The organism is Cellulomonas sp. URHD0024 (genome assembly GCF_000426185.1).
Taxonomy (GTDB): Bacteria; Actinomycetota; Actinomycetes; order Actinomycetales; family Cellulomonadaceae; genus Cellulomonas.
Map to the genome: position 1 here is coordinate 247,176 of NZ_KE384505.1, position 14,451 is coordinate 261,626.

Sequence of the window (14,451 nt, forward strand, 5' to 3'; positions counted from 1 at the left end):
GGTGTCGTCGTCAGTGCTGTCGCGCGTCGTCGGGCACGGCGTCCTGGGTGTCTTTCTCGCCGGTCGGTGGTGGGGGAGCAGGGGTGTCGCGTGTGACCGACGCGATCCGGTGCACCGCGACCGTCAGCTCGGACTCGCGGGCCGGGTCGATCGCCCGCAGGCGACCTCCCTCGACACGCAGCGGCCGCAGGAGGCGACGGTCGGGGACACCGCTGGATCCCACCAGCTCGACCCAGACAGCGAACTTCTCGGCTGCCGCCTCGCGCAGGAGCACCAACGCGTCGACGGGGTCCGCTGTTCCCACCGGGGGTGCCGGCGTGACGTCGGCCTCGATCGATGCGCCCGCTCCGGCGCGTGCTCCTCTTGCTGTCCCGGCCGATGCTGCCGCGTCGGCCGGTTCGTCGGTGTGGGCCAGGGAGTCCGTGCCCGTGCGTGGGTGGGTCGCCGTCGCGCCTGCGTCGGTTCGGCTGCCTGCGGTTGGTCTGCCTGCGTCGGTTCGGCTGCCTGCGTCGGTCTGTCCTGCGTCGGTCTGACTGCCTGCGTCGGTTCGTCCTGCGTCCGTTTGACTGCCCGGGTCGCGCGGGAACACCCGCGCAGCCGTGAGGAGACTGCCCGGGAGACGTTCGGACTCGTCGGCCCGTCGTTCCTCCTCGGCGCGCCGAAGCAGCGGGACGAGGGCCATGAGTCGCTCCTCGGAGAGCTGCTCTCGGGCCGGCGGGGCTTCGCGACGACGAGCGGCAGCACCCCGGCGACCGACCCGCCGGACCGAGGCGGTCACGTGCAGCACCTGGCCGTCAGGTCCCTCGACGACCGGTGCGAGGCCATGCGCCCGGAGAGCGTCGACGAGCTCGCGCACCGGTGCCTGCGAGGCGAGGACGGTCGGCGCCAGCCGCACCAGGCCCAGCGTCGCCAGCCTGTTGTCCTCGGCGAGACCGGCCAGCAGCGACGGGTCGTCGGCCCGCAGGTAGCTCGACGCCGAACCCGCGCGGAGCCGACCATGGCGCCGCGCTGCATCGCGGACGAGGTACTCGAGCGGCTGGGGCAGAGGTCCGCGGGAGTGCGCGGCGAGCTCGGCCAGGAGGCCGTCCGCGGTGGCGCCCGCATCGAGAGCCCGTCGGACCGAGTCGGGCGTGAAACGGACCGTCAGGGCGCCGCCTCGCGACTCGACATGCGTGCTCCGGTCCAGCAGGTCCTCGAGCTCTGGGCTCGGCCGTCCGGGAACGACGCCCGTGAGGTCGCCCTGCAGCAGGATCTCGTCGACCGCACGTGGCAACGCGGCAGCGAGCGCGTCCGCGGGGTCTGGGGTGTCGGCCGTCGTGACGAGCGGTGCGGACTCGGCCAGCAGGGCGCGGCCCGCGTCGGACAGCGCGCCGGCGCCCAGGATGCCCAGGCGGCCCGCCTCCAGCAGGACGGCGGCGACCGCTGCAACGGGTGGGACGGAACGCGGGGTGCGCCACCTCAGCGCAGCGAGCACGCTCGGGGCGTCGAGGACGGTCCCCGCGTCCGCCGCGGCGAGGACGTCGAGCACCGACCGCCGCAGGCGCGGCGCCCACGTGCGTTGCAGCTCGGGGTCGAGGGCCGCCCGAACCCCACCGCGGTCGTCGCGAGTTCCGACGAGCCACGGCGTGCGCAGGGTGCCGATCCAGGTGCGAGCCAGGACCGCCCAGCGGTCGGGCACGTCGCGCGCAGACCAGTCGTCGACGGCGACGGTCGGCGCGAACGACGGGGCGTCCTCGCCGTCGTCAGCCAGGAACCCCGCAGCCCCTGTGAGCTCGATGACGAAGGCGGCCTCCGCCTCGTCGACCTCCAGCAGCTGAGCTGCCCTGCGCAGCTCGCGCACGCCGAGGCCGCCGCCGCGCAGCACGCTGGGCGGGTTCTGCTCCCAGAGGCGGATCAGGCGTGCGACGAGGAGGACCGACCGTTCGCCCGCCGATGCGGACTCGGCCGCGACGAGCGCCGACGGTCGGTGAGGTGCACCGGGCGGGATCGTCGGCGGTGTCGCAGGAGCAGGGTGCGTGCGGCCGCCACGCAGGGTGAGGGCGACCGTCCGGGGCAGGACGACGTGGCGGGCGTCGCCGGGAGCAAGCAGGCGGCGGCGGAGGAGCCAGTCGACGGCTGCGGCCGCCGCGGTGTTGTTGGAGGGCGCGAGTCCGACGGGCGGGCCCCACAGGAGTGCGTCGAGGACCGGCCGTGCGCCGGTCGGTGCGGCGTCGAGCAGGCCGGGGATCTCGCCCGGGGTCGGTTGGTCCATCGGCGCGACGGCGGCGCGCCGGTTCCCCGCGCCCGGGTTCGCGAGGCCCGCCGGGTAGGGGCCGAGGATCTCGGCCAGCCCGGGTGACGGGACGAGCACAGGGTCGAGCGGGAGCCGCGATCTCTGCGTCACGGTCGCTCGTCGGGAGCGGCCGGCCGCCGGTCGCGCTGCGGTCGCCGTCGCCGAACCGCTGGCTGCGGCGCTCGATGCCGGACCGTTCGATGTGGCACCGGTCGCCGGATCGGTGGTGGTCGCTCCGGTCGCGGGATGGGTGGTGGTGCCTCCGGTCGTCGGATCGGTCGCAGCCGGATCGCCCGTCGTCGGATCGCTCGGGGTCGCTGCCGCAGGGTCCGTCGAGCTGTCGTCGTCGGGATAGATGAGTGCGGCGACCAGCGCGAGGCGGATCGCTCGTTCGACGGCCGCCACCCCGGCCTCGTCGGCCGCACCGACTGCTGCGGGCAGGTCGGAGGCGCGGACCTTGCCGCCGTCACTGAGAGCCGCGACCGCCTCGAGCACTTGCAGCACGCTCGCGTCCGAGCCCGCGAGTGCGCGTTCGAGGCTCGATCGGCTCGTCGCCCGCACAGCGAGCGACGACAGCGTTGCCGGCGACGGCGACGCGAGATCCGGCCGACTGCGCAGGAGCGCGACGAGCTCGTCGTCGCTGCGCTGGCGCAGGTAGCCGATGAAGGAGGACATCCGGTCAACGATACGTGGGTGTGGCCGGGCTCACGTGCGTTCGTGCGATCTGGTTACCAGACGGTAACGATTGTCGGCTCCGGCTGTGGGTCTGGTTCGGCGTCCCTGGGCCACGCGTCGTACCGGGCCTTGACCTGCGCCGACGAGTGCCGCAACCGAGCCGCCGACACACGGTGCTCGCGCATCTTCGGCCTCCGGCTGGTCCTCAGCCGGAGCCGACGACGGGTTGGCCGTGCCGGTCGGTGAACATCCATCTGCCTCGGCTCTGGCGGACGGTGATCCTGTGGTCGTGGACCCATGTGTGGTGGGCCCAGCACAGGAGGCAGCCAGTCGCGACATCGGTGCTCCCGTTGTCACGAGCCCAGTGCTCGGTGTGGTGGATCTCGGACAGTGCGGGCGGTGCCGCGCAGTCGGGTGCCTGGCAGTGCAGGTCACGAGCGATGATCGCCCGACGTTTGTGTCCGGTGTACGTGCGCTCCGCGCGGCCGACGTTCAAGACCTGCGACTCCGGACCGAACACGATGCGGGTGACCGTCGAGTCGCAGGCGAGGCGGGCCAGGACGGTGTCCGGGATCGGGCCCGTGCCGACGAGCTCAGCGACCGCAAACCGCTCGACATCGCCGACGGGCGCGGGTCGTCGTGACAGCCGCGCGCCGGCGTTGGAGAGCGGTTCGCTGTCGCCCGAGTTCGGTTCGTCGTCGCGCGAGAAGTTCGGTTCGTCGTTGCCCGAGAACGGTGCGACTTCGCCGAAGAAGGGTGGGCCCTGGCCGGGCGACGGCACGCCCTGGCCGGACAACCATGCTCCTTCTGCCGCGGAGGGTGCGTTCTCGTCGTCGCTCTCGCGGGCGGTCTCGCGACCTGTTGCGCCGTCCCTTCCGTTCCCCGCGTGCGGCGGCTGCTCGTCCCCTGCGGTGATCCGTTGCCCGAAGCCGGTGCTGGGCTCTGACGCTCGTGAGAGAGCGCGGGTCAGGCTCTCGAGGTCCGTCACGACGCTGATCTGCGGGCGGTGGGTGCCGGTGGCGCCGGTGAGGTCGTTGTCGAGAACGGTCCGCACCATCGTCGTCAGAGCCGTCGCTCGCTTCCGGCCGGCCGGCTGTCCGGCGCTGGTCGCGGTCCGTTCGGTCAGCGCCGTCAGCGCGGCTCGGAGTGCATGGCCGTGCTCCGTGGTGAGGAACCCAGACAGGTGGCACCCGTTCGTCGTGTCGGCCAGATCCAGGAACTCGGCCTCGCTCGCGTCCCGGTAGCCTCGCTCGTCGGCCTCCGGGTCCGCCTGGGCGGCCCAGCGACGCGCGAGCAGCCGCAGCTGTGCCGGAGGCAGCACCCGGGCGTGCTCGAGCAGGAATCCCTCACCGCACTCCTGCGCGGACGCGGTCAGCGCCGCGCGACGAGCGTCGGTCGTCGTCGTGATGGACGCGAGCACGTGGGCCGCCTCGATCGACACCGCGCCGCAGACCGCGTCCGTTGCCGTGGCGGGCAGGTCGTCGCGCATCGCTCGTCCGAGTCCGACGAGACGTGACGCCTGTCCGTGCGTCACCCGACCCTCGGCGGCCACCCACGACGTGATCGACCGGTTCCGCGCGTCGAGGGCCCACCACCCGTCCGCCTCCACCACGGCCACCGTCTGTGCCGCGATGGCGGTGAGCCGACCCGCGAGCCGCAACGCCTCGCCCACGACGGCTGCCGCGGCGGCTCCCTCGATGCGGCCGGAAGCCGTGGGCTCGGCCAGCGACGCGAGCGCGTCGACGAACGAGTTCAGCCCATCGAGCGTCTCGCGGAGAGTGCCTGCAGCCCGCGCTGGCTGCGCTGGCTGTGCACGCTGGACAGGCTCTGCAGGCGCGGGAGGTCTGGCGGGCGCGGCACCTCCAGCTGGTCCGGCGGGCGAGGGTGGACCCGCCAGCCCGGCGGGCGCCGCAGGTCCCGAACGCCCGGCAGGCCCAGCAGGCCCAGCAGGCGCGGTAGGCCCGGCAGGCCCAGCGGGCGCGGCAGGCCAAGCAGGCGCGGCAGGCCCGGCAGGCCCGGCAGGCCCGGCAGGCCCAGCAGGCCCAGCAGGCGCGGCAGGCCCGGCAGGCCCGGCAGGCGCGGCAGGCCCGGCAGGCCCGGCAGGCCCGGCAGGCGCGGCAGGCGCGGCAGGTCCAGCTGGTCCGGCGGGTGAGGCTGGTCCCGCTAGTCCGGCGGGCGCCACAGGTCCCGAAACCCCGGCGGGCGCGGCAGGGGTGGCAGGCCCGGCAGGCGTGGCAGGCCCGGCAGGCGTGGCAGGCCCGGCAGGCGTGGCAGGCGCGGCAGGCAGGACGGGCACGGCAGGTCCGTCCTGCGCGGTGGGTCCGCGGTTCGTCGCATCGACGGTCAACGTGCCCCCTTAAATGTTCCGGAACGGCCGAGATCGCCGCGCCAAATGTCTTCTGCACACGAGTGTCCCAGGTGCCACTGACATTGATGGTGGGCCGATCGGACCGCGTCATCCCAGGTCAGCACGCCGGATGCCCTCCACGGAAATTGCCGTCGAGCCGTCCACAGCCCCGGAAAAAGAATCGTCATCCACAAAGGAGTGATGATTCCGGCCCGACATCGGCGAGCACGACATGAACGCCGACGCGTCCACAGCTATTCGTGCTCCGATGGCTACGGCGCCACGCACGTCACGCAGGTGCTCGCCGTGGGGAGGGCCTCAAGACGGGCCTCGGGGATCGGTCGGCCGCACACCACGCACACGCCGTAGCTCCCGGAAGCGATCCGTCGGAGTGCCGCGTCGATGGCAGCGAGGCGAGCGAGCGTGTCCTTGGCCAGCGCGTCGACCTGAGCGCGCTCGAATGCGATCGTCGCGCCCTCCGGGTCGTGCTCGTCGTCGGCGTTGCTGTCGCGTGAGGCGTCGACGACCGACCGATGCTCCTCCTGGAGGGAAGCGAGCCGGTCGAGGGTGCTGAGTCGGAGGGCGTCGAGGCGGGCGACCCTGCTTCGACGTGCCATGCCCCGATGGTGCGACCGCTGGGTGGGTGGCGGCCAGTCGGAGGGTGGCGAACGGTCCGTGGGTGGCGGTTCGGCCGCACCATGACCGCGGCCGGCCAGACCAGGGGGATCGCGCCGTCGTCGAGCCGCGCTACCCGTTCGGGTGGTGAGCCTCGGGCGCCGCGAGGGCGCGCTGGGGCGTCGGAGCACGTGAGGCGCCCGACGCCTGCGCAGGCCGGTAGCCTTGGACAGTACGTCTCTTACTTGAGGACAGGGGTTCACCGTGCCTACCGGCAAGGTCAAGTGGTTCGACACCGAGCGAGGCTTCGGGTTCATCGCCAGCGACGACGGCGGCGAGGTGTTCCTGCACGCCTCGGCGCTGCCCGAGGGGGTGACGGCGCCGAAGCCCGGTGCCAAGGTCGACTTCGGGGTCGCCGACGGTCGACGCGGTCCGCAGGCACTGTCGGTGAAGCTCCTCGATCCGGTCCCTTCCGTCGCGAAGGCGGCCCGCAAGCCCGCCGAGGACATGGCCGTCATCATCGAGGACCTCATCAAGGTGCTCGACAAGATCGGCAACGACCTGCGTCGCGGCCGCTACCCCGAGAAGGCCCGGGGCACCCAGTACGCGACGCTCCTGCGCGCCGTCGCCGACGACATCGAGGCCTGAGCATGGCCGCAGCGACGAAGGACGCCGTTCTCGGCTCGGCGGTCGACCTGGCACGCGAGGTCGCGATCGAGCTCGCCGAGAATGCTGCCGACGTCGGCGAGTACCTGGGCCTCGTCGTCGAAGGTGAGCGCCTGATCTCGCACCGCTTCGCCTCGACCGCCCGGGGGTACCGCGGCTGGGAGTGGACGGTCACCGTCGCGCGCGTCCCGCGCGGTCGCACGGCGACGGTGTGCGAGGCCGAGCTGCTGCCCGGGCCTGACGCGGTCCTTGGCGAAGCCTGGCTGCCGTGGTCCGAGCGGATTCGTCCGGGGGACATCGGCCCCGGTGACGTCCTGCCCTTCCGTGCCGACGACCCGCGGCTCGAGCCCGGCTGGACGCCGACCGGTGACCCGGAGCAGGACTCGGTGGCGATCGACGAGCTCGCGCTCGCTCGCGTGCGGGTGCTGTCTCCCCAGGGTCGCGACGAGGCCGCCGAGCGCTGGTACCGCGGGCCGCACGGTCCGACGAGCGCCGGGGCCGTCAGCTCGGCGGCCGCCTGCCACAGCTGTGGGTTCCTCATTCCGCTGCAGGGTTCGCTCGGCACGGTGTTCGGCGTCTGCGCCAACGAGTGGTCGCCCGACGACGGCATGGTGGTCAGTCTCGACCACGGCTGCGGTGCGCACTCCGAGACCGACGTCGAGGCCGCGCCGACGGAGTGGCCGTTGCCCGATCCTCTGATCGACGAGCTCAAGCTCGAGCTGGTGCCTCCGACGGCCCGGGTGAAGGCCGAGGTCGCGGCGCCCGCTGACGAGCTCGTCGCGCCCGAGCCCGAGGCTGTGCCGGCGACGGATGTCGCGGACGCAGGCGTGGACGAGCTGGTTGTGCCCGAGCCCGAGGCTGCGCCGGCGACCGATGTCGCGGACGCAGGCGTGGACGAGCTCGTCGCGCCCGAGCCGGAGGCCGTGCTGGCGACCAGTCTCGCGGACGCAGGCGAGGACGAGCCCGTTGAGCCCGAGCCCGAGGTCGCCGCTCCGGTGACCGGTGCCGCGGACGTGTCCGAGGTGGCCGACGACGCCGCCGAGGTGGGCGACGTCGTCGGGCCGGATGGGCCCACGGACCAGCCGGACGCCGGCCCCGACCAGTTCGACGTCTCGACCGCGCCAGAGTCGTGATCCCGGACGCCTTCGGCACGGCAGCCGTAAGAGCTGCCGTCCTGGGGGCGTGGCGAGCGTCGCCCGCACGGCTTCGGGAGGACGCGAACACGGAGGAGGACCACGCCCGCGGCTACTACCGCGACCGCGTGGTGGTCGAGCTCGCCCAGAACGCGGCCGACGCCGCGACGCGTGCGGAGGTCCCGGGCAGGCTGCTGCTGCGGCTCGACCGCTCCGACGACGGCACCCTGGTCCTCGTCGCGGCCAACACCGGCGACCCGCTCGAGGCGGACGGCGTCGTGTCGTTGTCGTCGATGCGGGCCTCGTCCAAGCGCGGGGACCGGCCGACGAGCGCCCAGGTGGTCGGTCGGTTCGGTGTCGGGTTCGCGGCAGTCCGGGCCGTGTCCGACGAGATCTCGCTGCTGTCGACGACCGGGGGGGTGCGCTTCTCAGCGCGCGACACGGCTGGCCTGCTGGCCGAGTCCAGTGCGGACAACCCAGGGCTCGCCGACGAGGTCCGGCGTCGCGACGGCTCCCTGCCCGCACTCCGGCTGCCGTTCCCCGCAGCCGGCAGCCCACCCGCGGGGTACGACACGGCGGTCGTCCTGGAGCTGCGTGACGAGGTAGCGGCCGACGAGGTCCGTGGCCTGCTTCGCGACGTCGGCGACCCCCTCCTGCTCGGCCTGCCCGGGCTGGTGGAGATCCTGGTCGAGGACAACACCTCGGACACCCCGAACCGTCGCATCGCGGACGTGCAGGACCGGTGGACGGTCCTGTCCGCGGAGGGTGAGCTTCGGCTCGACCTGCTGGCGGACCGGCCCGTCGAGGAGCGCAGCGCCCGGACGTGGCGCGTCACGTGGGCGGTGCCTCGCGGTCAGGCCGAGTGGGCTCGCGTGGTGCACGCCCCGACACCGACCGACGAACCCTGCACGGTTCCCGCGCTCCTCGTCGCGACCCTCCCGCTCGATCCGACACGGCGGCACGTCGCCGGCGGACCCCTCACCGACGCGGTCCTCGACCACGCCGCGGACACCTATGCCCGGCTCGCGCACGAGCACGCCATGGCGGGGGACTCCGGTGCCGCGCTCGCGCTCGTCCCCATGGGCCTCCCGGCCGGTGCGCTGGACGGTGCGCTGCGTGAGCGCATCGTCGACCGGCTCTCGCGCACCCCGCTGCTGCTGAGCGCGGCAGTGGCAGATGCCGATAAACGAGGACCGGTGAGCGGCACGGCACCGAGCCGGGCCGCAGACCGCGGAACGGCCGACCGCCCGCTCCCCACGCCGAGCCGGGCCGCAGACCGTCATGGCACCGCGCACCGCCCGCTCGTCGCGCCGAGCCCGGCTGCCGAGGGCCGTGGCACCGCCGACCGCGCGCTGCTGGCGCCGAGCCGGGCCGTCATGCTCGCGGGGCCAGCCGGTCACGAGGTGCGCGCGGTCGCCGCGCTGGGCCGCCGGATCGGGGGACTGGTCGTGGTGCCCGCGGGCAGGGAGGCGCAGGCCCGCGTCCTGGGCGTCGAGGCGCGCGGACTCGCCGACGTGGTCGAGGAGATCCGTGGCATCGAGGACGGAGGCTGGGCGGATCTGTACGACGCTCTGAGCCCGCTCGCGGACGACGCCCGGGATCGTGAGGCTCTCGGCGCGCTGCCGGTCCTGCTGGCCGACGGTCGGGTCGTGCGGGGCGCGCGCGGCCTCGTGGTGCTCGACGCCGCGGTCGCCGACGCCGTCGGCCCGGACGCCCTGCGGGACCTCGGACGGTGGGGGCTGCGCGTGGTCGACCCCCAGGCCGCGCACCCGCTGCTGGCGCGGCTCGGCGCTGACGCTCCCGATGCACGTGGCCTCCTGCAGCACCCCGCACTCCGGGCCGCGGTCCTCGAGCAGGCCGACGACGACGACCTCCAGCTCGCCGACGAGGTCACCGACGCGGTCCTGGCGGTCGTGCGGGCCGTCGTCGGCGACGCGGACCCCCGGGACGCCGCGGAAGCCGTCGGTGGCGCGGCGGCGTGGCTCGGTCTGGTCACCCTGCCGGCCGCCGACGGGGAGCCCACCCCCGCGCACGGGCTCGTGCTCCCGGGTGGTCCCGCGGCCGCGCTCCTGGACCCGCGGGTCGTCGCACCGGTCACGCTGGACGCGGTCGAGCGCTGGGGTCCGACGACGCTCGTCGCTGCCGGTGTGCGGGACGACCTGGCCCTGGTGCGCGTCACCGACGTGGTCGCCGAGCCTGCGGTGCTCGATCCCGACGGCACCGACGACGCGAGCCTCGCCGCGCAGTCGCTGGACGGCTGGCCGGAGTACGTGGAGCTCCTGTCGGCGACGTTGGGGGCGGGCGAGTACGTGGGGGACGCGGTCGCGGTGGCCGACCTCGACGCTGTCGATCCCGACCGCTGGCACGAGCTGCTGTCGCGCCTGGCCGGTGAGCCCGAGCTCCGTCGGGCGTTGCTCGAACCCGTCCGCGGGGAACGTGGCGCGACGGCGCCGTCCTACACCGCCTGGTGGCTGCGCGAGCGTGGACCTGCTGGGCTCGGCGGGATCTTCGCGGTGGACGACGACAGCGACCAGCGCGCGGGCGGCGAGGACGTCGACGAGCACGACGACGACGGGCAGGTGACCTCGACGCCCGACGGGATCACCCCGTCGCGGACGCGACGGTCCGACGATGCGGCGGGCTCCACCCTGCGCGACGTGCTGCCGGGGGCTCCGGACGTGCTGCGGGGGCTCGACACGGCCGTCCAGGTGGCGCTCGGGGGCGTCGCGGGCCTGGACGACCTCCGCCCTGAGGCGTGGCCGGCCCTGCTCGACGCGCTCGGCCCGGCGGGCACCCCGATCGACTCGGCGACGGCGGTCGCGCTGTGGCGCGGGCTCTCCGCGACCGCGGTGCGCCTCCCGGAGTCCGGTGGTGCCGACCCCCTGACCGACGGTCCCGAGCGGGTCCCCGCGATCGTCGCACCCGGTCGCGTGGCGATGGTGCACGCCGACGACGCCGCGGTCGCCGACCAGCCGATGTGGTGGCAGCGGACCGACGTCGCCGCGATGGTGCCGTCGACCTCGTCGCGCGCCGAGGCACTGGCGCGGTTGCTGGACATCCCGACGGTCGCCGAGCTCGCTGCCGGGCAGGTGGACCGGGCCCAGGACGGCGTGGTCACCGCTGTCCCCGCCGGGGTCGCCGCCGTGGTGCCAGGCGCGCCCGTGACGTGGGTCGAGCACGACGAGCTCACTGTCGACGGCGCGCCCGTCGACTGGTGGGTGACGGGCGTGGGGCCGACGGCCCTGGTCCGGACCGTCCACGTCGCGGGGCTGGCCGCCGGGCTCGCGCAGGCCGCCGGTCGATGGTGGGCACGCAGTGCGGTCGAGGCGGTCCTGGTGACACCGGAGCGTGCCGACGAGCTGGCCCTCGACGCAGCGCTCGAGGACTGACGCGCTCGAGGACTGACCCGCTCGAGGACCGACGCGCTCGAGGACCGACGCGCTCGAGGACCGACGCGCTCGAGGACCGACGCGCGACGAACCTGACGTCGCTTCCGCTACCTACTCGGTGCCGGCCGGTGGGACGGCGTTGGTCGCACCGTCCTGGTCCAGCGGATGACGCCGGGCCCACCGGACACCCAGCAGGCCGAGGGCGATGCCGACCGCGCAGACCCACACGGCGTCCCAGGCGATCGATCCCATGGCAGCGAGCACGGCGGTGACGACGAGCGCGACCGCCCACACGAGCGTGCCGGTCCGCATGACCCGGCCGAGGTCCACCGGCACCGGGGGTGGCGGGGTCCGGCGAGGGTTCAGCATCGACGAGCGGGACGGCGGCACGGGACGAGGGTAGCCCGGCCCGGACGGCGTGGACGCCCTCGACGACCTCGACGGTCCGGCGATACCGGGATGCCCCGCGACCGTCGTCGACAACGCGACGACAGTGACGCGCTCAGTGCGTCGCGAGAGTCGTCGACAACGCGACGACAGCGCGGTGCTCGGTGCGTCGCGAACTCGGTGCGACGCGAGAGTCGTCGACAACGCGTCGACAACGCGTCGACAACACGACGACAGCGCGGTGCTCAGTGCGTCGCGACCGTCATCGACGTCGCAGTCGCCAGGGCCTCCGGAACGGCGGAGAGATAGGCGTGCGCGACGTCCCAGGGCTCGAGTCCCGTGGCGGCGACGCCGGGGATGTCGTTCTCCTCGTGCGCGATCACGGCGGCGAGAACGGCACCGTACGGCCCGGTCTGGTCGCGCAGGGCCTTGGCGATGTCGTCGGACACCCCGGAGCGCTCGACGAGCGAGTCGACCGAGACGTGCTGCTGCGAGGCGACCGCGGACAGGAGGCCCACGGTGTACCCGGCGCCCTCGCCGGACAGCGCGAAGCAGGCGAGCGCCCGCGCGAGGACGGACCACAGGGCGCCGACCGTCGCGGGCTGGGCGTTGATGAGGGACGCCATGGCGAGCGTCGTCAGCTGGCGCGGACCGAGGAGCACGACGGCCTGGCGGACCGAGTCGATGGGGTGCCGCAGGCCGGACGCCGAGGAGTTCACGAGGTGCAGGACGCGCATGGCAAGCTCGGGGTCGGAGCCGATGATCTGCAGGACCAGCTCGGGGTCGGGTCGATCCGTGGACAGGGCTCGCACGAGGTTCAGGCACTGCGCCTCGCCCGCGGTGAACTCGCGTCCCGACGTTCCCTGGCGGCGCTCGAACATCGGGCCCTGCAGCAGGTCGATCTCGAGCTCGATGGCCCGGGCGATGGTCTCGGTGGTGTCGGCGCGCTCGCCGATCACGCGGGCGCCGGCCTCGTGTGCGCGGCGTACCAGCTCGGCGACGTCGGCACTGCGGGCGAGGTCGATCTTGACGAAGTCGACCAGCGGCAGGATGCCGTCCTGCGCGGGATCACCGGTGTAGTCGCCGATGGCCAGCCCGACATGCTGCTGGCGCAGTGCGACGAGCCGGGAGGCGACGTCGGGGTACGACGCGAGCCAGAGGGGGAGCTCGAGGGCGACGCCGCCGACCGCCTGCGGCATCGGGGTCGCGCCGACGAGGAGGCCACTGGTCGCGCGGATCATGAGCGGGAAGGTGCCGACGATCGTCTGCGGGTCCAGGGTGGCGTAGACGGCATCGAGCGCGCCCTCGACGAGCGTGTCGGCGTCCGGGGCACCCTCGGACCCGGGCACCTCGCCGCGCACGGCGTAGCCGTAGACGGAGCGATCGTGGCGGACGATCGGCTGCCGGTGCACGGTGGCGCGCTTCAGGATGTGATGAGTCCGGATCTCGTTGCCCAGCATGGTGTCTCTTCCCGTCGCGCGCGCTGCCTGCTGACCCTGTCCATCGGTCGCGCCCCGCCGATCCTGAGGAGTCCGCGACGCGCGTCACAGGGTGAGAAAGTGCGACGGCTCAGCGGATCCTGAGGAGTCCGCGACGAGCCTCCGGAGCGCGGGAGGGTGCCGGGCGGTTCAGCCGACGGGTGCGCGGACGGGCCAGTCGCCGTCGAGCACGATCTGGGCCGCGGCGCCGGTGCGAGCATCGACGACGAGCGGGGCGAGCAGGTTGGCCGTCGGGCCGTCGTGCTCGCTACGCCCGGGGTGGACCACGACGAGGACGACGGTCGACTCGGCGACGGCGTCCCACTCGAGGTCGCCGGCGTCGATGGTCGGCGTGTAGTCCGGGAAGTGGACGGACGGGCTCACGACGAACAGCCGGATCGGCGCGTCCTGCTCGTCGTCGGGGATGCTGCGCAGCGCGAAGAGCACGCCACCGTCGTCGAGCGGGTCGAGGACGTACCGCAGGTGACCCGGCAGACCGGGCAGGGGCGCGACGAGCTCCAGCACGGAAGGCACGGCGAGGTCCTCGCCGGGGCCGGCGGCGACTCGGACGGTGGTTCCGGCTGGACCAGACGTGACAGGGCTCATCGAAGGAAGTCTTGCAGGGAAGGCTGGATCACCTTGGCTGCCGCACCGAGAGCGCCCTGGTAGGCGACCTGCTGCATCTGCAGCTCCATGATGGTCTTGGCGAGGTCGATGTCCTCGACCCCGGACAGCATCGACTTCACGTCGAGGTCCTGGCTCTCGAGCGACGTGATCGCCGTGAGCACCTGGTCGTGGCGCGAGCCGGCCGCGGCGATCTCCGTGAGCATCGAGTTCATGTGGCCGTCGAGCGCGTTGAGGTGGACCGTCGGGTCGCCTCCCGCGCGCAGCGTGGCCGCCGCGCTGTCGAGGAGGGCGAACACCGAGGTGGTGCCGGCGCCGAAGACCGACTGACCGTCGGAGTCGACCCGCACGGTGGTCGTGGCGCCGACCCGCCGCTCGACCGGTGCGGCACCGGGGACCCCGGTGAACGCGTAGGTGGTCGGGTCGAACGCGACGCCCGCGTTGGAGGTCCCGGCGAAGACCGTACGGCCGAGGTACGTGGCGTTCGCCTGCTCGAGGAGCGAGTTCTTGATGCCCTCGAGCTCGGTGGCCAAGGCCTCCCGCGACACCGGCCCGAGGGCTCCGTCGCCGCCCTGGACCACAAGGTCGCGGGCCCGGCGCATCTGCACGAGGGACGACGACATGGCGGTGTCCACCGTGGTGAGCCACGAGCTGCCGTCGGCCGCGTTGCGGCTGTGCTGCGCGATCGTGCGCTGCTCGCTGCGCAGGCGGAGCATGTCCGAGGCGCCGGCGGGGTCGTCCGACGGCGCGGTGATCTTCTTGCCGCTGGACAGCTGTCCCTGCATGGCAGCCATCGCCGACAGGTTGCCCTGAAGGTTGGCCAGCGTCTGACGCTGGACTGTCTGCTGAGTCACTCGGGGGATCA

The 14,451-nt window shown here is 73.8% G+C and carries 10 protein-coding genes; 3 read left to right on the top strand and 7 right to left on the bottom strand.

What is annotated here, in order from left to right; translation table 11 throughout:
• Nucleotides 1–10: 10 nt before the first annotated feature.
• From I847_RS24570 to I847_RS0117400, 3 genes are all read right to left on the bottom strand, one after another.
• A complete protein-coding gene (locus tag I847_RS24570; protein ID WP_051275026.1) occupies nucleotides 11–2,947 on the bottom strand; it encodes a helicase-associated domain-containing protein in 2,937 nt (978 codons plus the stop codon).
• Between the two features lie 205 nt (nucleotides 2,948–3,152).
• Complete coding sequence (locus tag I847_RS27500) at nucleotides 3,153–4,619, bottom strand: DUF222 domain-containing protein (protein WP_034610819.1); 1,467 nt, start codon at nucleotides 4,617–4,619, stop codon at nucleotides 3,153–3,155.
• A 947-nt stretch (nucleotides 4,620–5,566) separates the two neighbouring features.
• The gene (locus I847_RS0117400; RefSeq protein ID WP_028050703.1) at nucleotides 5,567–5,911 is read right to left on the bottom strand and encodes a TraR/DksA C4-type zinc finger protein; all 345 of its coding nucleotides are present in this window, start codon (nucleotides 5,909–5,911) and stop codon (nucleotides 5,567–5,569) included.
• Nucleotides 5,912–6,173: 262 nt separating this feature from the next.
• Here I847_RS0117400 and I847_RS0117405 point away from each other — a divergent pair, with 262 nt between their 5' ends.
• The 3 genes from I847_RS0117405 to I847_RS0117415 are packed head-to-tail and all read left to right on the top strand — an operon-like array spanning nucleotide 6,174 to nucleotide 11,097.
• Complete coding sequence (locus I847_RS0117405) at nucleotides 6,174–6,557, top strand: cold-shock protein (RefSeq protein WP_028050704.1); 384 nt, start codon at nucleotides 6,174–6,176, stop codon at nucleotides 6,555–6,557.
• Between the two features lie 2 nt (nucleotides 6,558–6,559).
• On the top strand, nucleotides 6,560–7,708 hold the full coding sequence (locus I847_RS27715) for a DUF3027 domain-containing protein (protein ID WP_081681087.1): 1,149 nt from the start codon (nucleotides 6,560–6,562) through the stop codon (nucleotides 7,706–7,708).
• Nucleotides 7,705–11,097: a sacsin N-terminal ATP-binding-like domain-containing protein gene (locus I847_RS0117415; protein ID WP_028050705.1), complete on the top strand. Its 3,393-nt coding sequence runs from the start codon at nucleotides 7,705–7,707 to the stop codon at nucleotides 11,095–11,097. Before I847_RS27715 ends, I847_RS0117415 begins: the two co-directional genes overlap by 4 nt.
• Before the next feature lie 111 nt (nucleotides 11,098–11,208).
• On the opposite strand, the gene I847_RS24590 is transcribed toward I847_RS0117415, so the two are convergent.
• The 4 genes from I847_RS24590 to flgL form a co-directional block, all read right to left on the bottom strand.
• A complete protein-coding gene (locus I847_RS24590) occupies nucleotides 11,209–11,487 on the bottom strand; it encodes a DUF2530 domain-containing protein (protein ID WP_231384263.1) in 279 nt (92 codons plus the stop codon).
• A gap of 242 nt (nucleotides 11,488–11,729) precedes the next feature.
• Complete coding sequence (locus I847_RS25925; protein WP_051275027.1) at nucleotides 11,730–12,944, bottom strand: EAL and HDOD domain-containing protein; 1,215 nt, start codon at nucleotides 12,942–12,944, stop codon at nucleotides 11,730–11,732.
• A 168-nt stretch (nucleotides 12,945–13,112) separates the two neighbouring features.
• The gene (locus I847_RS0117435) at nucleotides 13,113–13,568 is read right to left on the bottom strand and encodes a flagellar assembly protein FliW (RefSeq protein ID WP_051275028.1); all 456 of its coding nucleotides are present in this window, start codon (nucleotides 13,566–13,568) and stop codon (nucleotides 13,113–13,115) included.
• Nucleotides 13,565–14,440, bottom strand: coding sequence for a flagellar hook-associated protein FlgL (gene flgL, locus I847_RS0117440; RefSeq protein WP_231384265.1), 876 nt, complete (start codon nucleotides 14,438–14,440; stop codon nucleotides 13,565–13,567). The genes I847_RS0117435 and flgL overlap by 4 nt, the downstream gene beginning before the upstream one ends.
• Nucleotides 14,441–14,451: the final 11 nt, after the last annotated feature.

Excerpts from the sequence above, each read along its gene's own strand:
- I847_RS24570 (WP_051275026.1), bottom strand. The coding sequence starts at position 2,947 with ATGTCCTCCTTCATCGGCTACCTGCGCCAGCGCAGCGACGACGAGCTC.
- I847_RS0117400 (WP_028050703.1), bottom strand. The coding sequence starts at position 5,911 with ATGGCACGTCGAAGCAGGGTCGCCCGCCTCGACGCCCTCCGACTCAGC.
- I847_RS27715 (WP_081681087.1), top strand. The coding sequence starts at position 6,560 with ATGGCCGCAGCGACGAAGGACGCCGTTCTCGGCTCGGCGGTCGACCTG.
- I847_RS25925 (WP_051275027.1), bottom strand. The coding sequence starts at position 12,944 with ATGCTGGGCAACGAGATCCGGACTCATCACATCCTGAAGCGCGCCACC.
- I847_RS0117435 (WP_051275028.1), bottom strand. The coding sequence starts at position 13,568 with ATGAGCCCTGTCACGTCTGGTCCAGCCGGAACCACCGTCCGAGTCGCC.